Genomic DNA, 23,758 nt, shown 5'->3' with positions numbered 1-23,758 from the left:
ATTCGGCTCCCCTCCCCCAAAGTCCAAGTAAAGGTCGTTGTATTCACTGATATAAGGACAGCAAGGATCTGCCTCTGTGGGCAGCGGCAAAGGAGCCAAGTAGGTTTGTCTCCCGCCAACACAAAGCTCAATGTCACCCGCTTTTTTGGGTGGTTCTTCCACTGGCTGCTGAGGTGATATCGACTTGGAAGTGGTCATTGCAAAAGCTCCAATGCCATGACATCAACCCCCAACAAAGGCATTTCCACGTTCGATGCGAAATGCTGCCTTGACGAGAGAAAGCGTCCGCTTTCAACAGGATTGAAACGAATACGGTAATTACGCCGAACCAATTGCCCCGCGTCATCTAACGACTGGAGCTCAAGCTCAATCAATAACTCCTCGGAAATATTCCCGATAGCACGCTCAGGGTTGCGTGGATAAGTCAGCTTGATCATCAAGGGGGCTGGCCCGCTCTGTTCTTTTTCGGGCGTGCTCACCATTCGATACAACCCTGCCTGCACCTGCTCCACGGCAAAAGCTCGCCCCCCCTCAAATAAACATTTGATTGCACTTACTCCAATGGGGCTGTCTACCTGGACATCACTAAAGTCATTAACGTGTCGCCTGTGACCTATGTAGGTGAAGTAATTCCGGCAAAAATGACTTATGAAGACTATCAAGTGTGGGAGCGGGCTTGCTCGCGATGCTCTCAAGAGCGCCTCATTTACTCGGCAAATACGCATCATCGTTAACGACCATCGCGAGCAAGCCCGCTCCCACAGAGGCAGAAATTGCATAAGTGAACAGCATTGCCGCATACCGGGGGCTCTGTTTGAACACGTTGCAGCCCAGTGATTTGAGTCGTCATAGCCGCTTAACCACGCTGCCGCGAGTTGGGCTCGCTGCGATACGCCTCAGCAAACACCTCAGTAATAGGCTTGCTCGGTGATCGCTTGATCAACACTTTAACCTTGGCACTCATGCGGAGCAGCTCGGCACTAGGCTTGGCCCATTGCTCGGGCGGCAACGGCTCGGACCATTCACGCATCGCCTCGGGCAGCGCTTTACGGCCGACCTTGGCGATGCGTTTTATCTCCCACTCAACCAAATGGTTGGGCAGGGTCCATAACGTCATGACGTGGTAGACGTACCAAAAAAAGCCGAAGATCCACCCCACTTCTTTCTCCCGGATACGCCGATGCAAACTGGCGCGAGCATTGCGAAACGTGTGCAGGCCTTCATGGGGCGGGTCGCCGGGAGCCTGAAGTTCCAGCGGGTCCTGGATGGCGTGCAGGTCGTTGAGTTCGTACTCCATGTAGCCGCGCACGGCCTCCCAATTGGCAATCGCCAGTTGCAGAGCGCCGCACTGGAATTCGACACTGACCAACTCGCCTTCATGCACAAAGCCCATGCCCATCCCGTAATGGCGGGTCACGCCGTATTGCGTCGCGCTTTGGCCTTGAACCACCCAGGCAGACAGAGATTCCCAAGGGACGAACAAGGGTTCTGTGGCGCCGTCAGGCATAAAACAGACTTCGCGCCGCTGGCGGTTGAAGCGGGTGGGGATGACGTTGGTGAAGAGTTTGTGGGCTTGGAGCCAGACGTAAAAGCACATAGCTGATCCAGCTAGCCACATGAAAGCCGAATATTTCCAGGCAAACACGAAGTACTCCAGTGAAAAGTCAAGACTCTCATCAGAGCTATAGCCTAAAGCTAACCCAATTAACCAGAGCAATAGAGGGAAACCAAAAGCAGAAAAACAAGCACAACTAAATGGTCCTCCCAGCCATATTTGATACGAGTAAACATTTGGCTCCCCTCCTCCAAAGTCCAAGTAAGTATCGTTGTAGTCACTGATATAGGGACAGCACGGATCTGCCGCAGTGGGCAGCGGTAAAGGGGCCAAATAAGTTTGTCGCCCTGCAAGACAAAGCTCTATGTCACCCGCTTTTTTTTGGGGGGCTTCAACTGATTGTTGAGGTGATGTCGATATGGAAGACTTCATTACAAAGACTCCATTGCCATGACATCAATCCCCAACAAAGGCATTTGTACGTTCGAATCGAAATGCTGCTTCGCCGAGAGAAAGCGCCCGCCTTCAAGAGGATTAAAGCGAATACGGTAATTACGCCGAACCAATTGCCCCTCGTCATCTAAAGACTGGAGCTCAAGCTCAATCAATAACTCCTCGGAAATATTGCCAATAACACGCTCAGGGTTGCGTGGATAAGTCAGCTTGATCAATAAGGGTGCTGGCACGCTCTGTACTTTTTCGGGCTTGCTCACCATACGATACAACCCTGCCTGCACCTGCTCGGTTACAACCTCGCGCTGCTCCATGGGAACACCCCGATCCCCACGAAGAAACGTTGTAATTCGCTGTGCGCCGATCTTAAGACCATGACTGGCCCGCCCGTCCAGCCTGTCTTGATAATCAGCCAGCGTCAGCCCCGGCAGGATCACGAATATTTCACCCGGATTGGCACCGGCAAGCATGCTTTGCCAAAAAGGTTCATCGTCTGAACGTTTGATTTCTACGAAAGGCGCCTGCTGCTGCAACTTCAAGTAATGCTGAAATTCTTGAAGGCTTAAATTTTCACGTTTATCTGCCTCAAGCCCCCACGGGGTACTTTGCAGCCAACAATCGTGGCCGCTGGTGTTGTAGCGGTTGTACAGCCAAGTACCTGCCAATTCCAATACCGTAAAGAACGCACCGGCCCAGTTAAAGCGGAAAAAGACGCTGCTTAGCCGAGTACCAGCAACTTTCCATGCCGCCTCCCGGGCAGTCCCTTTAGCAGCATTTAATAAATCTAGTCCTGCCCGTACTGTATTAACAACCCCATAAGCATTGCTGGCCGCCAGACCACCTGCGGCAACCATCGTTAGCAAAGCTCCGCTTTGAGCGCCTCGATTCCCGCTACGGACTGCTTGCAACCAATTACTGTGGTAGTTCTTAAGGCTGATAACAGCAGCAATAAAACCAAATAAATAACTACCCCCCCCAATCCAACATGCAACTTGCCCATCGTGACTTGCAGCCGACTGAGCGAGGTTCGAGCCAAACCATCTCCTAGCTTTTTAACCTGAGCGCTTAGCGCCGTATCGAACACGCCTTGAGCAGCTGCAAATCCTGAAGCACCCGTTGCAAATAAAGCACTCGCAAGAGGCATCCAAACTCTCTTATCACTCGAAACAGCCATTGTCTCTTTAATCACCTGCACCAAATTCACCGCCTGCGCCACAAACAGCAACGACGCCGCGCCATCCCCCAGCACGTTCATCACCGGCGCGCGATGGACACCTTTACGAAAGTTATCCATCAACCCGGCCACTTGCCGTTTGCCTTCATTCGGGAAGATCACCGTCAGCCCTGCTTTGCCCTGTGTCGAACCGAAAATCCGTGCATGTTCATCCGGCAATTCCGGGATGGGGCTAAGGCTGGCTGCCAGCCGTCTTTGCTCCAGATCCAGCCGTTGGCTGTCGTATTGAATTTTCTCCAGCAGTTCCCGGGAGGTCTGAGATTTGTGCCCGTGTTGACGATTGGATTGGGCCCGCTTCTTTTTAAGCAGGGCTATTTCCTGGCGCAGTTTGAAGGTTTCATGCAGCGTTTCGCGTAACGCGGCCTGTTCTTGCGGGGTCGCAAAATGAAACGTCACGCCTTCGGTTTTGGCGGCCTGTACTATCCGCGATTTCAGGGCGATGGGCAGTTTGCGCAGCAGTTCTTCAACGTCGGGCATGGCGTTGTTTTTGAAGAACTCGTCAAAGTTAACCAGCACGTTTTCCAACCCGCGATTAAGCGCCGGGGTCAGGGTGTTGAGGGCGGCATTGGCTACTAAGCGGGTACTGTCGGGGAGGTCGTCCAGCGCCGGTAAACGGTTATGTTCAATGCTGCGCAGGCGGGCCAGAAGTTCAGGGCTGTTGTTGAACAGGACCATGCCCGCAGCTAGCAAAAACGCGTAGTGCACCCACAACGAGGTTTGGTCGCTGTAGGGCAAGGTGTAGTACAGCGGGCGGCTGAATTGCGGCTTTCGCTCGCTGTACGCCAGCAGTTGTTCACAAGCGTCGTCGCTGCGGCAAATGTCTTTGAGGCAGGCATATTCAGTGGCAAACGCGTGCCCGGCGTGGCCGATGTCCATCGGGTCGAAGTACCAGCCCGCTTTATGAAACGCGCCCGAGCACATCAGTTTGACCCGGTCGGCAGTGATGGCATCGAGCAGGTGGTTCCAGCGCGCCAGCCCGGCTCGATGGGCGAGTAATTCTCGGTCCATTGCTTCGCGGTCGATCAGGTCATTGACGCCGCGCTGGCCAAATTTTGCGCCGTAGAGCAGGTCATCAACTTGATTGAATCGGTGCTTGCCCAAGGCAACCAGGGTTTCGAAATGCGAGTCGACAAAAGCCACCGGGGCGACCTGGAAATGTTCGCAGGTGTAGAAACGACGGTCGACATCTTCTGCAGCGCTTCGAGCATTTGAGCCCATGGCAGTGCCTTTTAAGCGGTCCTCATTGGCCAGCATCTGCGCCCGTTGACGCAACACCTCCAACTCCGCCGGCACCGGGCTACCCGCGGGCGGGGTCATCAAGCCACCTCTTTCGAGGTACTCAATGATCGCGGCATCGGTCACCCCGTGCTGCGGCTCAGCCATGCACAGCAAATCATCCAGCAGCGCTTTGTGCGCCGGGTCCGTGCTCTCACCGATCAGCGTTTTGATATCCAGCGCATTGAGCTGGCTGAGGGATTCGATGTAGCACCCCAGCACGTAATCACGTTCATTGTGACCCTGTTTCGCCCCGCCATTGCTCCAGTCGTCGATCCAGCCAACCACGTGGTCCTGATAATTGGCCAGGTCGCGCATGACCCCCAAGGTGTCTTCCAGCACCAGATACAGCGTGTCGTGCCGGTACTGCGGATGAATGCAGCCGGTGAGGCGGTTCATGGAGCTTTGGGCGAAACGCGCGGGCGTTTCCCACAGATAAGGCAAACGCTCATGCTCGGGCAGTTCCGCGTCCAGCCGTTGTTGGGTGGTGTTGGTGTGCTCGGCCAGGGTGCTGCCAGGGTTCTGTTGCTCTGCCTCGATTCGTTCGGTCGCGACTTCGGCCAGCCAATGTTCAGTCATGTCCGGGGTCAGCAGATGGGGCCCGCCGGTGTCGCACTTGGCCTTGTTCAAGTCGACCGCTTGCATAAAGTGATTACGCTCGGATGGCGCATTGAGTACTTGCTGGCACTTTTTCGCGGTCCACGGGACTTCGGAATACGTGACGTACAGCGTGCTGGTTTTGGCGTAAATCAGCCTCGGTTCGTGGATCGGTGCTTCACGGTCGTCGTCGAACACCGCCTGACCTTGCCACAGCATGGCGCTGACCAGACCGTCTTCAATACGGTACTCGGACAAGGTGCCGCTGCTGCCCTCAATCACGTACAACCAGCCATCGCGCAACAGCCGGATGCCCAGCGGCCGGGCGTCGAGGCTGTAGGGCATGGCAACCTCGCTCGCGGGATCGAGTGCCGGGTTGTCGACGATGGCGTAGCGCAGCGGGATCAACTGCACGGTGGTTTTCATCAGCGGGCACGTGCCCATACTGTTTCGCGCATCATCGCGGGAGAGGTTGACGTTATTGGGGTTTTTGGGCCAGAAGGCGGTCGACATCAGGCGGGCTCTCTCAGGTGCAGTGCTCGGCAGCGGGCGATTTCGGCCACTGTCTCGATGCGTTGCGCAGGTGTAAGCGCCGAGACGGTGGTCAGTTGAAGGTGTAAATCGGGATGGTCCCGCAGGGCGTGTTCGCCGAGGTAGCCGTGCACATTGGCGTAAAGGGTGATGTCGAGTTCACTGTTAAAGCCGCGCTCATAGGCCATGCTCGCCAACGCGTGAACATGCGCCCAGCGCTCGCTTGGCGAGAGGTGGACCTGGTACGCAGGAAAGTAATGACGTAGATGCCGGTCGAGCCGCAGCACCACATTGCGAAAACTGACGACATCCAGCGCACTCGCCTCTTGCTCCGAGAGTAAGTAAGGCGTGCCTTGTTGCGGGATGGGCGCAGGGCCGGGGCGCTGATGGAGGTGCCAGACACCCTGCGCCGCGTCGGCGATCAGGATCTGCTGGCAAGGGCCAAACAGGGTGGGATCCCCCGCTTCGACCGCCAGCGCAAATAATGCATGCATGACCGAAGGGTCTGCCAGACGCAGAAACACACGCTGTTCGTGGGGCATGCGGACCACGGTCAGCCAGCGCAGATGGGCAATCATGGACGGCCATTCACCGTCACAAAACAGCAGGTAGCCCCACTCTTCTTCGGCCTTGGCTAAAAATTGTTGGAGCACGGGCTGAGCCGGCGTCTCGACTTTCAGCACACGTGGTGACAGCTCTTCAAGACCCGGCATCGTCGAAGCGGTGTACAGCGGCTCAAATACCCAGGGGTTGTTCCACTGCGCCAGTTGTTGGGAGCGTTTGATCAGGCTGACCGCGTCCAGTAATAAACCGCAGCGTCCTTGCCATTCAAGGTCGGCAGGTAGACCTGCCGACAACGAAAGATCACGCGTATCCATTGAATGCCTCCTGCGAACGACATCAGCCCGCCGAGGCGGGCTGATGAAGTTTATGGGTACTTGGGTTTAACCTCAGACCGGGGTGCGCCAGTCATCCGAGCCAGAAGTACCGCTTATTTCGTGAGTCCAGGTGATTTTGCGGTAAGTGAATTGCACGTCTTCCAGGTGGGTGAAATGGCTGTTAGCTGGGTCCTGGCAGTTGTGCATGTAGTCTTTGATGTCGACGATGATCGCGTCTTCAATTTTGGTGGTGTAGTAGTGCTCTTGCGTCCCGGAAGCCGATGTCCGAAACCATTGAATAACGATTTCGGTCATGCGCTCGCCGGAGGTCAATGCTTGCAGCAGCAACGGCGAAGACTTGTCAAAAACCTTGGTGATGCACAGTGGCTTGTGAACACGCTGACCGGTGGCCTGACCCGATTGCGGATCACGCGGGATGATCACCTCGTGGCTGAAACCTTGAACCATGACCTGGTCTTCGTGCCCTTCCTGATAGGTGTTACCCACTGAATCGGCCGTGAACGCGCCGGATGTGATCAGGCCCTGTTTTGCACCGGTGATGGACATATACGCTGGCGTAGCCATGAAGCTCTCCTTGCACAAAAAATGTGATAACCCGGCAAACAAAAACGTTGCGCGGCCATAGGAGAGTTCAATAGTTGTGCCAGTTAACGTTCAGCCCTTATAGATCAACGCCTGTAGACGAACGTGTGTTTATCGACAGGGGATTTAGGCGAAATATCAGGGAAAAGTGCGCAAGGTGTTGCGCACTGCTGCGCAAAAAGTTGCGCAGTTCGCTGGAGCCCTTTGTTGATCAGGCCTACAGCAAAGTATTCGGTGTAAAAACAGCGTTTAAGTGCGCAATTTTTTTCGCAGTTGTTAAGTGCAGTTTTGTGACCGGCTACAGCGATGAAAGGAGCATGTTCTCACGCTCAACAATCAAGAGATCGCGAGGCAAGCTCGCTCCTACAGAGGGCGAAATTTTGGATGGCTGCGGGATTTAACACAAAAAAAGACCCTGCCCGGCGTCGGGGAGGGTCTTTTTTAACGTAAGGGATTAGCCCAGGTTTACGCCGTGAGACGCGGCCAACGGGCCCAGGCCGCCAGCAAAACCCTGGCCGATGGCTTTGAACTTCCACTCGCCATTATTGATGTACAGCTCGCCAAAGATCATGGCGGTTTCGCTTGAGGCGTCTTCGCTCAGGTCATAGCGCGCCAGCTCTTTGTCATTCGCCTTGTTCACTACGCGAATGTACGCATTGGCGACTTGGCCAAAACTCTGCTTGCGCCCGGCCGCTTCGTGAATGGTGACGGCAAACACCAGTTTTTTGGTGTCTGGGGCAAAGCCGGACAGTTTGACGTGCACTTGCTCATCATCGCCATCGCCTGCGCCCGAGCGGTTGTCGCCCTGGTGCACAACGTTGCCGTCCGGTGAGGTTTTGTTGTTGTAGAACACAAAACTGCCGTCGTTCAGCACTTTGCCGCTCTCGCCAACAATAAACACCGAGGCGTCCAGATCGAACTCCTGGCCGTCGGTTACCCGTGGATCCCAGCCCAACCCCACCACGACCTCGGTGAGACCCGGTGCTTCTTTACTCAGGGATACATTGCCGCCTTTACTCAGACTTACTGCCATGTGCGTGAATCCTTATTTAAAGAACTGAATGGGAACGGCTTGAAAGACCAAGCCATCCCCCCTCGACTGCATCGTGTGCTGCGCCTCCTGGCCGTTGAACAAGGCAAAGCTGTCAGCCGTTTTTAACGTCCGATTTTTCTTCTTTGCCGGGGAAAACAACGCTGGCCGCAATGCCGATAGCCAAGACCACCAACACCACCAGCAAGCTGGTGTTTGGCTCAATGCTGATGCCATGGCCAAACAGGTGGTTGGTTGCATTCAACGCCAGCTTGACGGCGATAAAGAACAACAACGCGATAACCGATTTTTCCAGGTGCACCAGATAACGCTTGAGGGCTTCAAGTACGAAGTACATGGTCCGCAAGCCCAAAATCGCAAACATCATGGCGGAGTAAACGATCAGGGGCTCACGGCTGACGGCGATGACGGCTGGCACGGAGTCGAAAGCGAACAGGATGTCCGAGACTTCAACCACCACCACACACAAAAACAGCGGTGTGGCGAACAAGGCGCCTTTGCTGGCCAGGGTCATGCCCTTGTTTTCGGGCTTGGTGATCTCCTGCTCAAGCACGCTGCGCGACACAAAAAACTGATGACCGTGCAGCTTTGGCCACACCGGGAACAGTTTTTTCGCAAACCGGTAGGCGACGTGTTTGGAATAATCTTCGTCTTCGTCGTCTTCATTGCCGCGCAGCATCATGACCGCAGTCCAGGCCACAATCACCGCAAACAGCACTTCTACCCATGGGCCAAAAGCCAGAAGCCCAGTACCGATCGCCACGAAAATCAAGCGGAACACGATGGCGCCGATGATGCCCCAGTACAGAACACGGTGACGCAACGCATCCGGGATCTTGAACCAGGCAAAGATCGCCATGAACACAAACAGGTTGTCGACGCTGAGGACTTTTTCCAGGGCGTAACCGGTGACAAACAGGCTGGCCACGCTCGGACCATGGGCGTAATACAGGTAGCCCGCAAAGGCGAGTGAGATCAGCACCCAAAAAATCGACCAGCAGGCCGCGTTGGTCAGCGTGACGGGTTTATCGCTTTTGTGGGTAAACAGATCGATTGCCAGGGCAATGACCGCAAGTGCTACAAATACAGCGATGGTCGTTGGCGGAAAGCCAATTGCCGTGTTTTCCATGGTGTCCTCAAAAATCAAAATCGCCAGCTTCGGCGGTCGTTATATCGCGGTCATTTAGACCCGGCAGCCCAGCGCATGCCCCAGCCAAAGGCCGTGTCCATGTCTGAGTGGCCATTGTAGAACTCAACCTTGCGATTGACCTTGACGCTGCCGCCAATGTTTTCAAGCAAGACGACAGCGCACATGCCTTTGGTACCGCCCTCTTCGCTCAAGCGCACTTCGACGGGCGGTTCGCCCGGCATGTGCAAAGTGATGACGCCGTCAGTGGCCTGCCAGTTCGGCGCGCCTTTGTAGATGAACGCGTAGACCAGCACCCGTCGTACTGCGTGCCACTGTTTGCCATTGATGCGCAGCCACTCGCCATCGCTGGCGGCTCCGGTACGGTCATCGCCCATCAGTTGAATAAACGGCTCATCGGCAAATTCGCCAAACGCATTACCCAGGGCCTGGACGGCGCCTTTGCGGCCGTTTTGCAGCTCGTACAGGCAACCCACATCCAGATCGATACCGCCTGATTTGCCGAGCAACGCTGCAAAAAAGCCACCGCCGCCGCTGTTTTGCGGAGCCCGGTTCCAGTTGAGGTTTATTTTGATCTCGCCGAAATCCCCGTCATTTTTAACGAGGCTGATGGAGGGGCGCTGCTTGTCGAGGGTGACCTTTGACAGGTTGACTCGGGTTGCCGGAGCCGGCACCACAGGCGCAGGGGATGGCGTGACCGGGGCGTCAATTTCCATACCGAAGTGTTCCGCCAAGGGGGCCAGGCCGCCAGCAAAGCCCTGAGCGACACAGCGGAATTTCCACGCGCCCTGGCGACGATAGAACTCACCCAAAATCAATGCGGTTTCCGCCATGCCCTGCGTCGGAATCGGCGCCTCTATGCCGCCGCTTACCGCCACGGTCAGATGGGGAAATGCCGAGAATTTAGCCTTGTTTTCATAAACGGTGGCGGTCAATGCGACTTTGTCGACTGCGGGATCAATTGCCTGCAAGTCGAGGCTGAACACTGCCCGACCGGGGCCGGACTCAAGCAGTTTGACCGCGCCATTGTTGACCGCTTTCTGGCCGAAGAAGCACATGTCGTTGTCGCCACGCACCTTGCCCGACGCAGTGAGCAGGAATGCCGAAACGTCCAGCTCCGCGCACGGCACAGGGCTGTAGCTGACGGTCACGTTCAAGGTTTGCGTATTAACGCCCGTGTTGGCGCCCGGCGCCAGAAGGGTCATAAACACACCACCAGGGGCGCGTTGCAGGTCAGGTTTGACCCAGTAGATACTTTTTTTAGCCCCGCCCCGGCCTCCATTTCCAGGGATATCGCTTGGTTCTTTGACAACGAAATAGCCATGTAGCGTTTCCTTTCCTTGTCTGAACTCAGGGACGGGGGCCGACAGTCACTGCTGAGTCTTGGTCTGTTCTGCTCAGAGCTCCTCTCGCAGACACACATCCAATGGCCGCTTGCGACGCCACAGCGCATGAAACTCGCGCCAATGTGGCTCTTGGGCTGCCCCCAGCATTTGCTCGTCGCCCCGGGTGTCTCCCCAGGCACGTAATGTGTATTGATCCAAAGGCCCGTACCGGGCCTCCAGCCGAATGACTTTTTGCTCGCATCGGCAGTTGGTGCCGTCGATCTCTCCGGTCAGCACGCCATCAACCGATTGCAGCCGGGTGCCAATGAGCGCGATACCGAGCTTTTTGGCAAAGGGCTTGAGCACCAGCTCTGGCGAGGCCGAACAGATGGTCACGATGGCCTTCTGTTCAAGCTCGGAGGCGACCGATACTAAGCCCAAAGGTCGCATCAGTTGCTGCCAGGAAGCGTCACAAAATGCTTCGGCACGCTCGGCCACCCATGCTTCCTTGGCTCCGGTGAGATAGACCGTGATGAGTTTTTCTTTCAAATCATTTCGGCTGATCCGGCCCAGCAAATAAGCGGTTGTCGCCGGGATCATTCGCAAGAGCCGCATCGCGAACAAGCGGTTGCCAAACGCGAAGCGCAAAAAGGGCACAAAGCTGTCGTGATAGGTCAACGTGCCATCAAAATCGAAAGCCGACAGGACCTGTTTGCCCTTCTCAGGCGTATTTAAAACTTCATTCAACCGATTGCTTCAGCCCATCGCAGGCTGCCTCCAAAAAGGGTCTATCGAGCGGGTCATTTCGGGGCGAACCCCTTGCCAATGCGCTCGTTCAATAATCATTTGCGCCCATTTGCCATGGGTCGCAGGTTCACACATTGCATCGTTGAACTTGAACACCGCAGGCGCCGCATCACTTTGTATTTGGCGCGCACTGTTGAAATCTTCAAGGCTGACTTGCAGCGCCCTGTGGATAACTGCAATTTGCCCCGGATGGATCGCGGTTTTACCGACAAGCCCGTGGGCGATATCCAGCGCCAATTCATGCTCCAGCAACTGCGGCGCGTTGAGCTGTTCAAACACCGGCGCCGTCAGCGCAAACCCCGCAGAGCCCATGATCCCGCATAACATCGGGATAACGTAACCCATCGGTGTGCTGTAAAGCGTCATCGTCGGTGAACGACGCAGCCCCAAAGAGCCCATCAGATCATTACCGCCTATGCGCAGGGCAATGATACGCCCCGGCAGGTGTTCGAGCAGGGCACTGCGCAATTCAACCATGGCGCCAGGGTCAAAGACCTCAGGTGTTTCAAGGGTTGGCATCAACATCAAGTCGTCGCAGGTCACGGCCTGTTGCCACTCGCGCAAGTTGCTCAGACACAGTTTAGGCACAACAAATCCATCGACGTGGCGCATTAATGGCCATTCATTGAGCTGCGCCGCCATGCGGCTGTCACGCGGCCGGATAAACAGAATCGGCCCGCCGAACGGTCGACCGCCCCGCGCCTCGATAGCCTCCAGCAGGTGTTTGAGATTGGTCAGTGCCTGTTGCACATCGGTGGCGGCCACGGCGTCTTCGAGGCACAGCACCAGCGAACGCAACCCCTGGATTTTTTCACCAGACACCACGTCCAGGAGGTCAGTCCGGGTGGCCGGCATGTACAGCGTGGCACCCAAGGCATAGGGAGAATGCTTGATCATCAGCGCATGCTCCTGATGACGGTGAGGGCGCGATACGGCCCCAGTTCGTCACCGACTTCGCGGACCTCGATGTTGGCCTGACGGCTCAGGTGCATCAGCAGTTGCACGTCCTGATCGTCACGCCGGCGCACCAGCACCTGCTCGGGCACGCGGCGCATGACGGCACGGGTCGCCTCGGCAATGCCAGGCTTGATCCGGTTGCTGTTAAGTACCGAAAAGCGCTCCGCGATACCGTCCAGCACATTTTGCGCGCGGCGTTGCAACGCCCAGCTCTGTGCCAACGTCCAGGGTTGAGCGCTGGCGGGCCTGGTTAACCGGGCACGTTCGGTTTCGATACTGTGGATAAAACTCATGGTCACGTCATGCCCAGCCAAATGGGGGTACATCACGCACCCGTGCAAGCCGGGTTCTGGCGACCAGATTGAGCGTGATACCAGACCGGACACGGTGGCCCCCAGAATCCCCGAGGGGATCAGCCAGTCTTCGGCAGACGCTGCCAGCCAAGCACGCCCACACGGGTCAGCCAACACCACCAGACGCGGCCGGGGCGCAAAGCGCGAATCGGCGGCCAAGCTCTCACGCAGTTGCTCGCTGATCGCTCCTTTGCCCGTCCAGCCATCAACGAAGACAATGTTTTCGGCCCCATGGGCCTTGATGACCGCTTCGAGGGCCACGCTGTCGATGCCACGGTCGCGGACAATGCTGACCCCGTAATGCCGGGCATCACGACCGGCTTCAAGCAATGCCCGGCGCAGCAATACCCCCAGCGGTACCCCGGCGCGCACAAATGACACCAGCGCAAGGGTGCTGCCGGTGCAACGTTCGTTCAAGGCGTTGGCCAGGGCCTGAACATCCGTGGCCATGCGCGCCGCATTGTGCGCCAGGGCCCGTCGATAGAGGTTTTGATGGGGTTGGGAGGGCGCATGCTCCTGGCTGATCATTTCGGAGTAGTGGCGCTGCCGGGTCTGGATCAGGTGCTCTTTTTCCTGCACATCGGTGGCTTTAATGTCCATCGCACGCAGTAAAAAATGCACATCATCACGACCGTAACTGCCGCTGCCGACGGTATTCAAACCCGCACAAACATTACGCATGGTCCACGCTCGCACACACATGACTGGCCAGTTGGCCGCGTTTTGGGGTGCCCCACCAGTCGCACTCGGCCATAAAGCCCAGGTCTGACACGCTGTCGCCAAAGCCGAGCAATGGCCGTTTGCCGTTGAGTGCCTGATCGCGGCGAATCCACTCGCGCACCGCTTTACGCTTTTGCAGCGCCAACGGCAGGAAGGCCAGATTATTGCCGTTGCCCTGCACGTTGAGGCCGTTTAGCAACCCACGCGCCTTGGCCTCTGCACACACGACCAGCAGCGCCTGATCGGTTTCATGGCTGTGTTTGGTCACCACGTAAGTGGCCAGGCCTTGCTCCTCCACCACCCAACTGCGTAGCGAGAAGCCCAACTCTGCGCCAATCGACCGGGTTTGCTCGCTCAGGCGGTGCAAACGCGCCTGCTCCGGCGCCAGTTCGTGGCACATGAGCGCATGCCAGTCGCCATCGGGCACACCCTGTGCGCTGAGGATGACGCCACCGTGGGCACAGATGGCCCCGTGCGCGAATGGAAGCTGCACCCGCTGATACGCCTCAACGCTGCGCGCAGTCACCGGCACCACGTCGGTGGTGGCCAGCAACCACTCGACAAAGCCCTGCTGCGTCGCATTCATAAAGCCATTGGGCTGGCCAAAAGCATCAAGCGTAGCGGTGCAGCGCGGCCCTTCGGCCATTTTGCGGGCGGTTTGAAACAACGTGTCGTCGAGGTCAACGAATACCAGCGGGCGATTAATGGCCATAAACAATGACCTGCGCATTCAATGCCCGTAGCAACGCCGGATCCAGCGCAGCCGCCGGGGTTTCGCTGCAAATCAGCACACGGTCAAACTGTCCGGGGGCAACGTTGTACAAGAAGTTGGGAATGCCCAGACCATAGTTGTCGCGAAATGACAGCGCATGGTCGATGGCGTGCCCCAAGGCGATGGGTGAACGGCTGGTGGCGCTGAAATGCACATCAGCGCCCGAACGCTCCAGCCGCTCAGCGAGCAAAAAAGGCGGCCAGACAAACTCACTGGTGCCGATCACAACGACCCGCTCGCCGGGGGCGACGTGCAGATCAGGGGCCAGCGTGTCGCGGTGTTCGCACACGCCCATGCGCCCCCAGTCTCGATCAGGCTCAAGTGGCCAATGACCTTGGCCCACTGTACCGACGCTGGGCATTTCTGGCAGCTCGGCGTGTGCATCTTCGGCAAACGTGTAGCGCCCGGCGAGCAGTGAAACGCTGCTGGCGTGACTGCCCTTGGCCTTGCGCAACGCACCCTGGGACCAGTCGGTGAGGGTTGCGCTAACGATGCGTTCAATCGACTCAAGCCCGGCGTCAGCCAGGGCGTTACACACATTGATAAAGGTCGTGCCGGTAGACGCCTCGTCATCCACCAGCACCAGTGAGCGGGCCGTCAACATGAGGGCACGGGCCTGCGCATTCTGCGGCAGGTGCAGTAAATGCGAAGTGGCGTGGCTGTGTTCTTCTTCAAAACGGGCAAAAACCGCGCTGCCCGTCGGATGCCGGGTGCTGCACAGATAAACACTGTCGTTGCGCGTGCGGGCCAAGGCGCGGTGCACGCCAGCGCCAAGGCCGACAGCCGTTTCGGCCATGCCGATGACCAGCACCGGGCCGGGCAAGTCAGTTGGGATTTGCGCAGCCAGCGCATCGAAACACTCGGCCATCAACGACGGCCGGGCTGGAATGTGCCGCCCCAATACACACGAGACAAACAAAAAGGCGCGCTTGGGGTTACGCCGTTCAGCGAAACGGAACAGGGCCTGTGGCTCAAAAGTCGATGCATTGACTTCAACCTCCAGGCGACCGCGCTTAAGGTTTGCGGACAAAGCCTTGGTGCCGATCATGGGTTTAGCGCTGCTCATCAGAGTCTATTACCTGGGAATACGTCGAAAGAGCGCGGACGATTCGCCAGTGACCCGGCTAAAACAAGCAGAAAATCGTTACCTAACATGCCGGCATATGCGCCGAAATCTCGCTAAAACTGCGCGTTTTCACCTTCACAGCGAACCGCATCCTCTCGTCGCGGCAATATGACGAAATATTAATTTTATGAACTAACTAGTTCATACTGTGCGACATCGTGTCGCCCCCTGCTTTGCGACACCGCTTTTGAAGGAGCACTTTTAGATGTTTTTTTCTTCCCGCGCCTTGCTGGCTTCCGGCCTGTGCAGCGGCTTGTCACTCTTGGCCCTCGCCCCCGTTTGTGCGCTTGCAGACACTTCTGACGACCTGATGAATCGCTCAACGCTGACCGGCGATTGGGGCGGCGAACGCCAAAAGCTGATCGACAAAGGCATTAAGCTGACCGGCGACTACAACTCCGAAACGTTTACCAACCTGCATGGCGGGATCAAGCACGGCACGCGGTATTCGCAGCAAGTGCGCATCGGCGCCCAGTTCGACCTGAGCAAGTTGCTCGACACCCCGGACGCAGGTCTGGTGCAGATCACCGTCAACGACCGTCGCGGCCATAGCGCCTCGGAAGACTTGGTGGGCAACCGCCTGCCGGTGCAAGAAAACTACGGCGGCCAGTACACGCGGCTGTCTGAATTCAGCTATCAGCGCACGCTGTTCAGCCCGGCGCTGACCACCAAGCTCGGCTTTCTGGCGATGGGCAACGACTTTGGCGGGATGCCGCTGCTGACCAGTTTTGTTAACGCCGGTTTCTGCGCCCACCCGTTGACCATGTCTAACGGCAGCGGCTGGAGCAACTACCCGACACCTCATTGGGGCGCTGAACTGCGCTACACCGTGAGCCCGGCGCTGACCTTGCAAACCGCTGTGTTCCAGGTCAACCCGGAGTACAACAGTCGCTCCTCCGAAGCGTTCACCATGACCACCCGCGGCACCACCGGCGCCATCCTGCCCTTGGAAGCGATCTACAACCACAACGCCTGGCTGAGCGGCCAATACAAAGCGGGCTGGTACTACGACACCTCCAACACCACGAAAATTGGCAGCACGCAAAAAGCCAACAATCGCACCGGGGCTTACGTACTGGTCGACCAGGCGATCTGGCGTGATGAGCAAGACCCCGAAAGCGTCCTGCGCGCCTTTGGCCAGGCCGCCACCAGCAATGCCGCGACCTCGGCCATGCGCCGTTGGTACGCAGTGGGCCTGGTGAAACAAAAGCCGTTTGCCAGCCGCCCGCAAGACAGCATCGCCTTCGCTTACGGGCGCGCCGTGTTCAACTCACGCTCGCGTGACGTGCAAGAAGCTGCGGCTGCCAACCCGGAGCAAGCCAACATGATTGCCAACCTCGACAGCGGCGAGCAGTTGCTGGAACTCAACTACGGCGCGCAAGTGACGCCGTGGTTGCTACTGCGTCCGGATGTGCAATACATCATCGAACCGGGGGCGTTCTACGGCAAAAGCCGGGGCAATGCACTGGTCGCAGGCCTGCAGGTCAAAGCAACGTTCTGAGAGTGATCCTGACCCGGTCATCGCCGGGTCAGGAATAAACATGAAGCCTGCAAGCACTGCGGTGCCTTCACGGGGCAAAAAGTCCTGAATCGGCCATTTTTCACATTTTGTTAAACTTTCCCCTCCTATACTCCAGCGCATTATTCACTGAAATATTGCCTGGTAACCCAATGCGTCTGACTCGTCCCGCTCTGCTGTTACTGCTGCTCGGTTGTGTGTTGATGTTTTTTGCCTTGGGTAACCACCATCTGCAAGGTTCCACCGAATCCCGGGTCGCCGGGATTGCCATGCAAATGCACTTGAGTCAGGACTGGGTCACCCCGTCCCTGCTGAATGAACCCTTCCTTGAAAAGCCCCCCCTGAGCCTGTGGCTCGATGCGACGGCGATCCAGCTGTCTGGCGGCCAACTGTTTGCCGTGCGCCTGGCATCCGCCATCGCCGGGCTATGCAGCATCATGCTGCTGTTCACCATGCTGCGCCGTTTTGGTCGGCCGACAGCCATGGCCTGGACGGCTGCCGCGATGCTGGCCACCATGGGCAGCTTTTGGGCGAATGCGCGCCAGGTCGGTGAAGATTCGCTGCTGACCTTGGGCGTCAGCATAGCGCTGCTGGCGTTTTACCAGGCCAGCCGCCAGCCGCGCTTTGCGGCCGGTAGCTGGTTACTGTTTGCCGCGGGGATTGCCATTGCCACCTTGAGCAAAGGCGTGTTCGGCCTGGCCTTGCCGGGGGTGGTGATTTTTACCTATCTGCTGTGTGACAGCCTGATCAACAAACGCTTTGCCGTGAATGACTGGCTGCGTCCGGCCCTGATGACCCTGGTGGGTTTGATCCCGCTGCTGATCTGGCTGTGTGTGCTGTATCAACGTGGCGGGCTGCAAGCGGTCAGCGAAGTGGTATTGACCAACAGCATTGGCCGTTTCAGCGGCTCCTTTGTCGAAGCCGGGCACTACGAGCCCTTCTACTATTACCTGCGCAAACTGCCCGAAAGCTTCCTGCCGTGGAACCTGCTGACGTTCCTGGGGCTGTGGCATTTTCGCAAGCAATTGCGCAGCAACCCTTACCTGCTGTTTTTCTGCGTGTGGCTGCTGGCGCAATACCTGATGCTCAACATCGCCTCAAGCAAACGCGCGGTGTACTTGATGTCGCTGACCCCGGCGGCCGCCGTGATCGCTGCCGAGTACGCCGGGGTGGTACTGCAATGGCTGCGCAAGAAAAGCCAGGACTCGGCCATCGCCAAGTTTTTGAGTGACTATCATCGCTCGCTGGCCATCGCGCTGCTGGCCGGGGTTGTCACCACCTACCTGATCGCTGCGGCTGTGTGGGCGCCGCGCGCCGATCGCAGCGAATCCTTCCAGCCCGTGGCCGCGCAGGTCATCAGCCTGCAAGCCAGCGGCAAACATATCGCCCTGCTGCAACCGGACGAGCGTCTGGGGGCCGTGGTTTTTTATAGCCAGCAACTGCCGCACACGTTGAACTCAGCCGCCGAGTTGCAGGCGTTTTTGGCTGAGTCGCCCGACAATATCGCGGTTATCGATAAAACCGAAGTGCCGGGAGTGGCGCTGAAGGTGCTGGACACGGTCAGTGTTGGTCGTCATCACTTTTACTTCGTGACGCTGGCGCCCGCTTCAGAAGATTGATCCGCGGCAATAGAACGACACTTGGCGTGGCCGATTACGACACATTGGCTACGCTCCCTGTGCTGGACGTTACCCAGTCAAGGAGCTAGCCATGACCATCAGCATTACCAGCCAGAGCCTGAGCGACTATGACGCTCAGTTGGCCTACAAGACCGCGACGGCGTACCTGCGCCAATCCGGCCTCGCCCGTTATCTGATTGACCAACTTGAGCACCAACATTTAAAGCTGAGCATCGAGGTCAGCGCCGACCCGGCACTGGCCGACAAAGACGTCTCGAACAACGGCGCGCTGGTCTGGAACCTGCGCAGCAGCGCGTGGCCAAACCCGCAGGTGACAGAGGTCACCGCCCTGCTCAACCGCAGCCCGGTGCAACAGAAGGCGTACCTCACCAGCCAATGGGTGCTGATGCACTTGCTCGCGCTCGCGTGTCAGCAGTTGAACGACCAGCTCAACTTTCGCGATGCGGATGCCACGTGGCCGTGGCTTGATGAAAAAGAGCTCAGCGCTGACGACATCGAAAAAGCCGTTGCCCAGGAACTCAGGGACGTGCCGCTGCCTGTCGAAGACAATTGGAATCGTGTGTTGGCTTGAGGGTAGCCAAATTGTAGGAGCGAGCTTGCCTCGCGATCTTTTTAAAAGATCAAAAGATCGCGAGGCAAGCTCGCTCCTACACGTTGAGGTGTTAAAACCGTGAGGCTTCGAGGCTATGGCCAGCTGGCAGGGTGCCTGACGGCATGATGGCGTTCCAGTCTTTGGTTTCGACATAGCCGAGCATTTGCGGCTGTGCGCTGGCGCCCTCTACGTTGAGAAACAACGAAGCGCCATAGCTGAAGGTGGTCTCTGTGGGCACATGCATCTGGCTCTCAAGCTCGTCCATGCATTCGCTATGGGTGACCAGCACCAGGTTGCGGCCCGGGACTTTGTGCTTGAGCACGTCGCTGAGCATTTTGCCTCGGCAGTTGAACACCCAGTCTTGAGCCTCAACCGGGCGAACGAACATCGCGTCTGCCGTCTGCCGTGAGCGTGTCAGCAAGCTGCTGTAGATATCGGCATGGGCCAGCCCCATTTGACGGAACTCATAGCCCAGCGCCTGGGCAACGGATTCGCCGTGCACGGTGATGCCGTCTTCAGGCCCCAGGCAGAGGGTCGAGGTGCGGTCGCAACGTTCGCCGTGACGAACCAGCGCAATCACATCGCCTTTAGCCCAGCTTTGTTTAAGTGCCAGCACCCGGCTGGCATTGCCGGGCAACGCCAGATTGGGCGCAGGTGCAGGCGCCAGCAATTGAAGGGTAATAAATACGGTCAACCCCGTCGCTACGACCACCACCAGTGCATTTCGATAACGCGCGAACGCTTTGCGCAGTAATGCGCGCTTAGCACCCGCTAAACGAAGACTCAAAATCACGTAGAACGCCCCTATGGCAGTCAGTGAACAACAGTCGCTGCCACCCTATAACGCGAATATGACAATGGATGGGTGAACAATCCCGCTGGTAAGAAAACAGTCTTGCATAGCAAGGCTTTTCCCAAACTGAACATAGTCTAGAAATCCGGGTGTAGGAGGCAGGTGAAGCAAATGTGAAAAAAGTCTTTAAACACACCTTTGATTGCCGTTTTGGAGGACCTCTTTAACCACTGATCATTGCGCATCAAAAAACGTTTCAGCTCTGCTCAACGCCGCCGATACAGCTCAACACACGTATTTTGCTGGGCCAAAAAAACAAAACCCTCCAGCGAGAACAGATCCTGCGCGCACCGTTCCTGGAGATTGAAATGAACAGTTGGCTGAGCAACATCAGCGTCAACATGAAACTGGCCTTGGGCTTCGGCCTGGTTTTGGCCCTCACCTGCCTGATGGCAATCAGCAATTGGTTCAGCCTGGGGACATTGATTGACCGCAGTAACTGGATGACCGATATCACGCAACTCAACAGTGCGCTGACCAACCTGCGGGTTGCACGTTTGCAGTACATGCTGACCAATGGCGATGAAACCGCCGCACAGAACGTGCAGACCAACCTGGAGGCCTTTGAGGCGCAGCAAAAACAACTGCTGGGCACGTTCAAGAGCCCCGAAAACCTCAAGTTGCTGAACGAGCAACACGACCTCATCACCCGCTACCAAAGCGCCCTGGTGGCGATGCGCAAGGCTTACGTTGAGTCTGCGGTGTCGCGTGAGCGCATGGATCGCAGCGCCAAAGCGACGCTGGCCGACATCGCCACGCTGGATGCCCGCACCTTGCAACGCCCGGCGGGCGAAGAAGGCCGTTTTGAGCAGTACCAGGCGGTCACCAAGGTGCGCGAACAGTTCCTGATGGCCCGTGATCTGGGCCGGGCTTACATTGCCTCGCCAACACCTGCGACCGAACAGGCTGCACGCAGCCAACTGGCCGCTGCGACGGCCAGCCTTGCGGGGTTGAACGCTTTTTTCAGCGCCAACGCCGCTGACACCTTGCGTGCGTTAAGCGATGCAATGGCTGAGTACACCCAGGCGTTGCAGGTATTCACTGACACTGACAACAGCATTATCGACCGCCGCAAAGACATGACGGACTACGGCAACGGCATCGTTAGCCGCAGCACCGAGCTGTACAACATTCAGCTGGAACGCCGTGACACCGACAGCGCCAGTGCCAACCGCCTGCAATTGATCACCACCTTGCTGGTCTTGCTGCTGGGCGTGGTGGCGGCGGTCGTGATCACCCGCCAGATCACCCGCCCGCTGCGTGAAACCCTGGAAGTCGTTGAGCGCATTGCCAGCGGTGATCTGAGCCACAACCTGCAGGTTACTCGCCGCGATGACTTGGGCATCCTGCAACAAGGCATTGCACGCATGGGCACGACCCTGCGTGATTTGATCAGCGGGATTCGCGACGGCGTCACGCAAATCGCCAGCGCAGCTGAAGAGTTGTCTGCGGTCACCGAGCAAACCAGCGCCGGGGTCAACAGCCAGAAGGTCGAAACTGATCAAGTGGCCACCGCCATGCATGAAATGACCGCGACCGTGCAAGAAGTCGCACGCAATGCCGAGCAAGCGTCCCACGCCGCAGCGGCCGCCGACGACGAAGCCCGCGCCGGTGACAACGTGGTCAATCAGGCCATTGACCAGATCGAGCGTCTGGCCGTGGAAGTCGGTCGTTCGACCCAGGCCATGGCTGTGCTGCAAGAAGAAAGCGACAAGATCGGCAGCGTCATGGACGTGATCAAAGCCGTGGCCGACCAGACCAATCTGTTGGCGCTTAACGCGGCGATTGAGGCCGCACGTGCCGGTGATGCCGGGCGCGGGTTTGCGGTGGTGGCCGATGAAGTGCGGGCCTTGGCGCAGCGCACGCAAAACTCCACCGAAGAAATCCAAACCCTGGTCGCGGCACTGCAAAGTGGCACCCAGCAAGTAGCCGTGGTCATGAACAACAGCCGCACCCTAACCGACAGCAGCGTAAACCTGACCCGCCAGGCCGGCACTTCGTTGCAGGGCATTACCCGCACCGTGTCGAACATTCAGTCGATGAACCAGCAAATTGCCGCAGCGGCCGAGCAGCAAAGTGCCGTGGCAGAAGAGATCAGCCGCAGCATCCTCAACGTGCGTGACGTGTCAGAACAAACGGCGGCGGCCAGTGATGAAACCGCCAAGTCCAGCGTTGAACTGGCGCGGCTGGGGACACAACTGCAAGCAATGGTCAGCCACTTTAAGGTGTAACCGACCTTTAGAAACCCTCTCCCACGGGAGAGGGTGTTAAACGTGAAGGACGCGGGCGCGTTTAAGCAGTTTTTTGCAGCGCTCCGACACGTGCACAACGCGCAAATGCTTGCCCGCTTTGCGGTAGCGCTCGCGCAACGTGTCCAGCGCGGCAATCGCCGAGTAATCAACAAAGCTCAACTGGCTGCAATCCAGAGTCACACTGGCGGGGTCTTCGGCCGGGTCAAACAGCTTGAGAAACGCCGTGGTCGAGGCGAAAAACAGGGTGCCGTGAACCCGGTACAGTTTGCTCTCGTCGCTTTGCACCGGCGTCTCGGCATACAGCTGCCGCGACTGTTGCCAGGCAAAGTTGAGCGCCGCGATGATAACCCCGCACATCACCGCAACCGCCAGGTCGGTAAACACGGTGATGACCGTGACCGCAATAATCACCAGCACATCGTTCAACGGGACTTTGTTCAGCACCCGCAAAGAGGCCCAAGCGAAGGTCTGTTGCGACACCACGAACATCACCCCGACCAGCGCTGCCAGCGGAATCCGCTCAATAAACGGCGACAGAAACAGCACGAACAGCAAGATCATCACCCCGGCCGTCACCCCCGACAGCCGCCCTCGCCCGCCCGAGCTGAGGTTGACCACGGTTTGCCCGATCATCGCGCAGCCGCCCATGCCACCGAACGCCCCCGACACCATGTTCGCCGCCCCGAGCGCCACGCACTCGCGATCCGGGTAACCCCGGGACTCGGTGATTTCGTCGGTCAGGTTCAAGGTCAGCAGGGTTTCCAGCAGCCCCACCACCGCCATCACGATCGCGTACGGCGCAATGATGCGCAGGGTGTCGAGGTTCCACGGGATATCTGGCAGGGCAAACGTCGGCAAACTCCCGGCAATGTGCGCCATGTCACCGAGGGTACGGGTCGGCAGACCCAAAAAGTACACCGCCAGCCCCACGCTCAAGATCGCAACCAGCGCAGGCGGCGCGGCGCGGGTCAGGCGCGGTAATAAATAGACAATGGCCATGGTCAGCGCCACCAGGCCGATCATCACGTACAGCGGCATGCCGCTGAGCCAGGTGTCGCCATCTTTGAAGTGATCCAGTTGCGCCATGGCAATGACAATCGCCAGCCCGTTCACGAACCCGAGCATCACCGGGTGCGGCACCATGCGCACCAGCTTGCCGAGTTTGAGCAGCCCGAACGCCAGCATGATCAGCCCGCTCAGCAGCACGGTCGCCAACAGGTACTGCACACCGTGTTGCACCACCAGCGCCACGATCACCACCGCCATCGAGCCCGCAGCCCCGGACACCATGCCCGGTCGACCACCGAACAGCGCGGTAATGGTGCAAATAATGAACGCGCCATACAGGCCCATCAGCGGGTTGAGATGAGCCACCAGGGCAAAGGCAATGCACTCGGGCAGCAAGGCAAATGACGTCGTGAGCCCGGCCAGGACATCAGCGCGCAGACGTGAGAATTTCATGGGTTACCTAAAAGACGGGAGACGCGAAGGGAGAAAACGAGAAATGGATGGTAACAA

21 protein-coding genes and 1 pseudogene are annotated in these 23,758 nt (G+C 57.8%); 6 read left to right on the top strand and 16 right to left on the bottom strand.

What is annotated here, in order from left to right; translation table 11 throughout:
• Positions 1 to 194 precede the first annotated feature (194 nt).
• Positions 195 to 512, bottom strand: coding sequence for a hypothetical protein (locus tag GHO41_RS09985; RefSeq protein ID WP_153433462.1), 318 nt, complete (start codon positions 510 to 512; stop codon positions 195 to 197).
• 63 nt (positions 513 to 575) lie between these two features.
• Here GHO41_RS09985 and GHO41_RS09980 point away from each other — a divergent pair, with 63 nt between their 5' ends.
• On the top strand, positions 576 to 734 hold the full coding sequence (locus tag GHO41_RS09980; RefSeq protein ID WP_153427880.1) for a DUF2790 domain-containing protein: 159 nt from the start codon (positions 576 to 578) through the stop codon (positions 732 to 734).
• A gap of 122 nt (positions 735 to 856) precedes the next feature.
• Here the strand turns inward: GHO41_RS09980 and GHO41_RS09975 are convergent, their stop codons facing one another.
• The 13 genes from GHO41_RS09975 to GHO41_RS09915 form a co-directional block, all read right to left on the bottom strand.
• Entirely contained in the window at positions 857 to 1,597 is a 741-nt protein-coding gene (locus GHO41_RS09975; protein WP_256678718.1) for a hypothetical protein, read from the bottom strand.
• A 389-nt stretch (positions 1,598 to 1,986) separates the two neighbouring features.
• A complete protein-coding gene (locus tag GHO41_RS30305; RefSeq protein ID WP_256678717.1) occupies positions 1,987 to 2,862 on the bottom strand; it encodes a hypothetical protein in 876 nt (291 codons plus the stop codon).
• A 2-nt stretch (positions 2,863 to 2,864) separates the two neighbouring features.
• Positions 2,865 to 5,627 carry a toxin VasX gene (locus GHO41_RS09970; protein WP_256678716.1) on the bottom strand — a complete coding sequence of 921 codons (2,763 nt, stop codon included), beginning with the start codon at positions 5,625 to 5,627 and terminating at the stop codon, positions 2,865 to 2,867.
• A complete protein-coding gene (locus tag GHO41_RS09965; RefSeq protein WP_153433460.1) occupies positions 5,627 to 6,523 on the bottom strand; it encodes a DUF4123 domain-containing protein in 897 nt (298 codons plus the stop codon). Before GHO41_RS09965 ends, GHO41_RS09970 begins: the two co-directional genes overlap by 1 nt.
• Positions 6,524 to 6,595: 72 nt before the next feature.
• The gene (locus tag GHO41_RS09960) at positions 6,596 to 7,108 is read right to left on the bottom strand and encodes an Hcp family type VI secretion system effector (protein ID WP_048372946.1); all 513 of its coding nucleotides are present in this window, start codon (positions 7,106 to 7,108) and stop codon (positions 6,596 to 6,598) included.
• A 472-nt stretch (positions 7,109 to 7,580) separates the two neighbouring features.
• On the bottom strand, positions 7,581 to 8,159 hold the full coding sequence (locus GHO41_RS09955) for a TerD family protein (protein ID WP_153433459.1): 579 nt from the start codon (positions 8,157 to 8,159) through the stop codon (positions 7,581 to 7,583).
• Between the two features lie 112 nt (positions 8,160 to 8,271).
• Positions 8,272 to 9,306 carry a TerC/Alx family metal homeostasis membrane protein gene (locus tag GHO41_RS09950; RefSeq protein ID WP_153433458.1) on the bottom strand — a complete coding sequence of 345 codons (1,035 nt, stop codon included), beginning with the start codon at positions 9,304 to 9,306 and terminating at the stop codon, positions 8,272 to 8,274.
• Positions 9,307 to 9,356: 50 nt separating this feature from the next.
• Positions 9,357 to 10,529: a TerD family protein gene (locus GHO41_RS09945; protein WP_153391159.1), complete on the bottom strand. Its 1,173-nt coding sequence runs from the start codon at positions 10,527 to 10,529 to the stop codon at positions 9,357 to 9,359.
• Between the two features lie 192 nt (positions 10,530 to 10,721).
• Positions 10,722 to 11,396: an HAD family hydrolase gene (locus tag GHO41_RS09935; RefSeq protein WP_048372951.1), complete on the bottom strand. Its 675-nt coding sequence runs from the start codon at positions 11,394 to 11,396 to the stop codon at positions 10,722 to 10,724.
• Between the two features lie 9 nt (positions 11,397 to 11,405).
• A complete protein-coding gene (locus GHO41_RS09930; RefSeq protein WP_153433457.1) occupies positions 11,406 to 12,353 on the bottom strand; it encodes an HpcH/HpaI aldolase/citrate lyase family protein in 948 nt (315 codons plus the stop codon).
• A complete protein-coding gene (locus tag GHO41_RS09925) occupies positions 12,353 to 13,447 on the bottom strand; it encodes a cysteine protease StiP domain-containing protein (RefSeq protein ID WP_153433456.1) in 1,095 nt (364 codons plus the stop codon). Before GHO41_RS09925 ends, GHO41_RS09930 begins: the two co-directional genes overlap by 1 nt.
• Positions 13,440 to 14,198, bottom strand: a complete 759-nt coding sequence (locus GHO41_RS09920; protein ID WP_153433455.1) for a trehalose phosphatase — start codon at positions 14,196 to 14,198, stop codon at positions 13,440 to 13,442. The genes GHO41_RS09925 and GHO41_RS09920 overlap by 8 nt, the downstream gene beginning before the upstream one ends.
• On the bottom strand, positions 14,188 to 15,324 hold the full coding sequence (locus GHO41_RS09915; RefSeq protein ID WP_153330103.1) for a phosphoribosyltransferase domain-containing protein: 1,137 nt from the start codon (positions 15,322 to 15,324) through the stop codon (positions 14,188 to 14,190). The genes GHO41_RS09920 and GHO41_RS09915 overlap by 11 nt, the downstream gene beginning before the upstream one ends.
• 265 nt (positions 15,325 to 15,589) lie before the next feature.
• Here GHO41_RS09915 and GHO41_RS09910 point away from each other — a divergent pair, with 265 nt between their 5' ends.
• The 3 genes from GHO41_RS09910 (at position 15,590) to GHO41_RS09900 (ending at position 19,114) form a co-directional block, all read left to right on the top strand.
• On the top strand, positions 15,590 to 16,885 hold the full coding sequence (locus GHO41_RS09910) for a carbohydrate porin (RefSeq protein ID WP_153428381.1): 1,296 nt from the start codon (positions 15,590 to 15,592) through the stop codon (positions 16,883 to 16,885).
• Between the two features lie 170 nt (positions 16,886 to 17,055).
• Positions 17,056 to 18,522 (top strand): glycosyltransferase family 39 protein, encoded by a 1,467-nt coding sequence (locus GHO41_RS09905; protein ID WP_153433454.1) that lies wholly within the window; start codon positions 17,056 to 17,058, stop codon positions 18,520 to 18,522.
• A gap of 91 nt (positions 18,523 to 18,613) precedes the next feature.
• Positions 18,614 to 19,114 carry a hypothetical protein gene (locus GHO41_RS09900; protein WP_048372966.1) on the top strand — a complete coding sequence of 167 codons (501 nt, stop codon included), beginning with the start codon at positions 18,614 to 18,616 and terminating at the stop codon, positions 19,112 to 19,114.
• Between the two features lie 91 nt (positions 19,115 to 19,205).
• Here the strand turns inward: GHO41_RS09900 and GHO41_RS09895 are convergent, their stop codons facing one another.
• Positions 19,206 to 19,928: a histidine phosphatase family protein gene (locus GHO41_RS09895; protein WP_371928890.1), complete on the bottom strand. Its 723-nt coding sequence runs from the start codon at positions 19,926 to 19,928 to the stop codon at positions 19,206 to 19,208.
• 368 nt (positions 19,929 to 20,296) lie between these two features.
• Here GHO41_RS09895 and GHO41_RS30710 point away from each other — a divergent pair.
• Together GHO41_RS30710 and GHO41_RS30705 are read left to right on the top strand one after the other, a co-directional pair.
• Positions 20,297 to 21,364, top strand: a pseudogene (locus GHO41_RS30710) (methyl-accepting chemotaxis protein); the annotation flags it as partial.
• Positions 21,356 to 22,219 carry a methyl-accepting chemotaxis protein gene (locus GHO41_RS30705; protein ID WP_371928891.1) on the top strand — a complete coding sequence of 288 codons (864 nt, stop codon included), beginning with the start codon at positions 21,356 to 21,358 and terminating at the stop codon, positions 22,217 to 22,219. The pseudogene GHO41_RS30710 and the gene GHO41_RS30705, both read left to right, overlap by 9 nt.
• 36 nt (positions 22,220 to 22,255) lie before the next feature.
• On the opposite strand, the gene GHO41_RS09885 is transcribed toward GHO41_RS30705, so the two are convergent.
• Complete coding sequence (locus GHO41_RS09885) at positions 22,256 to 23,701, bottom strand: SulP family inorganic anion transporter (protein WP_153391168.1); 1,446 nt, start codon at positions 23,699 to 23,701, stop codon at positions 22,256 to 22,258.
• Between the last annotated feature and the right edge of the window lie 57 nt (positions 23,702 to 23,758).

Origin of the sequence: Pseudomonas sp. FSL R10-0399 (genome assembly GCF_009600165.1) — a bacterium.
Lineage (GTDB): Bacteria > Pseudomonadota > Gammaproteobacteria > Pseudomonadales > Pseudomonadaceae > Aquipseudomonas > Aquipseudomonas helleri.
This window is presented reverse-complemented; position numbering and strand designations above follow the sequence as displayed.

Excerpts from the sequence above, each read along its gene's own strand:
- GHO41_RS09975 (WP_256678718.1), bottom strand. The coding sequence starts at position 1,597 with ATGTGCTTTTACGTCTGGCTCCAAGCCCACAAACTCTTCACCAACGTC.
- GHO41_RS30305 (WP_256678717.1), bottom strand. The coding sequence starts at position 2,862 with ATGGTTGCCGCAGGTGGTCTGGCGGCCAGCAATGCTTATGGGGTTGTT.
- GHO41_RS09970 (WP_256678716.1), bottom strand. The coding sequence starts at position 5,627 with ATGTCGACCGCCTTCTGGCCCAAAAACCCCAATAACGTCAACCTCTCC.
- GHO41_RS09965 (WP_153433460.1), bottom strand. The coding sequence starts at position 6,523 with ATGGATACGCGTGATCTTTCGTTGTCGGCAGGTCTACCTGCCGACCTT.
- GHO41_RS09960 (WP_048372946.1), bottom strand. The coding sequence starts at position 7,108 with ATGGCTACGCCAGCGTATATGTCCATCACCGGTGCAAAACAGGGCCTG.
- GHO41_RS09955 (WP_153433459.1), bottom strand. The coding sequence starts at position 8,159 with ATGGCAGTAAGTCTGAGTAAAGGCGGCAATGTATCCCTGAGTAAAGAA.
- GHO41_RS09950 (WP_153433458.1), bottom strand. The coding sequence starts at position 9,306 with ATGGAAAACACGGCAATTGGCTTTCCGCCAACGACCATCGCTGTATTT.
- GHO41_RS09945 (WP_153391159.1), bottom strand. The coding sequence starts at position 10,529 with ATGACCCTTCTGGCGCCGGGCGCCAACACGGGCGTTAATACGCAAACC.
- GHO41_RS09930 (WP_153433457.1), bottom strand. The coding sequence starts at position 12,353 with ATGATCAAGCATTCTCCCTATGCCTTGGGTGCCACGCTGTACATGCCG.
- GHO41_RS09925 (WP_153433456.1), bottom strand. The coding sequence starts at position 13,447 with ATGCGTAATGTTTGTGCGGGTTTGAATACCGTCGGCAGCGGCAGTTAC.
- GHO41_RS09920 (WP_153433455.1), bottom strand. The coding sequence starts at position 14,198 with ATGGCCATTAATCGCCCGCTGGTATTCGTTGACCTCGACGACACGTTG.
- GHO41_RS09915 (WP_153330103.1), bottom strand. The coding sequence starts at position 15,324 with ATGAGCAGCGCTAAACCCATGATCGGCACCAAGGCTTTGTCCGCAAAC.
- GHO41_RS09910 (WP_153428381.1), top strand. The coding sequence starts at position 15,590 with ATGTTTTTTTCTTCCCGCGCCTTGCTGGCTTCCGGCCTGTGCAGCGGC.
- GHO41_RS09905 (WP_153433454.1), top strand. The coding sequence starts at position 17,056 with ATGCGTCTGACTCGTCCCGCTCTGCTGTTACTGCTGCTCGGTTGTGTG.
- GHO41_RS09900 (WP_048372966.1), top strand. The coding sequence starts at position 18,614 with ATGACCATCAGCATTACCAGCCAGAGCCTGAGCGACTATGACGCTCAG.
- GHO41_RS30705 (WP_371928891.1), top strand. The coding sequence starts at position 21,356 with ATGGGCACGACCCTGCGTGATTTGATCAGCGGGATTCGCGACGGCGTC.
- GHO41_RS09885 (WP_153391168.1), bottom strand. The coding sequence starts at position 23,701 with ATGAAATTCTCACGTCTGCGCGCTGATGTCCTGGCCGGGCTCACGACG.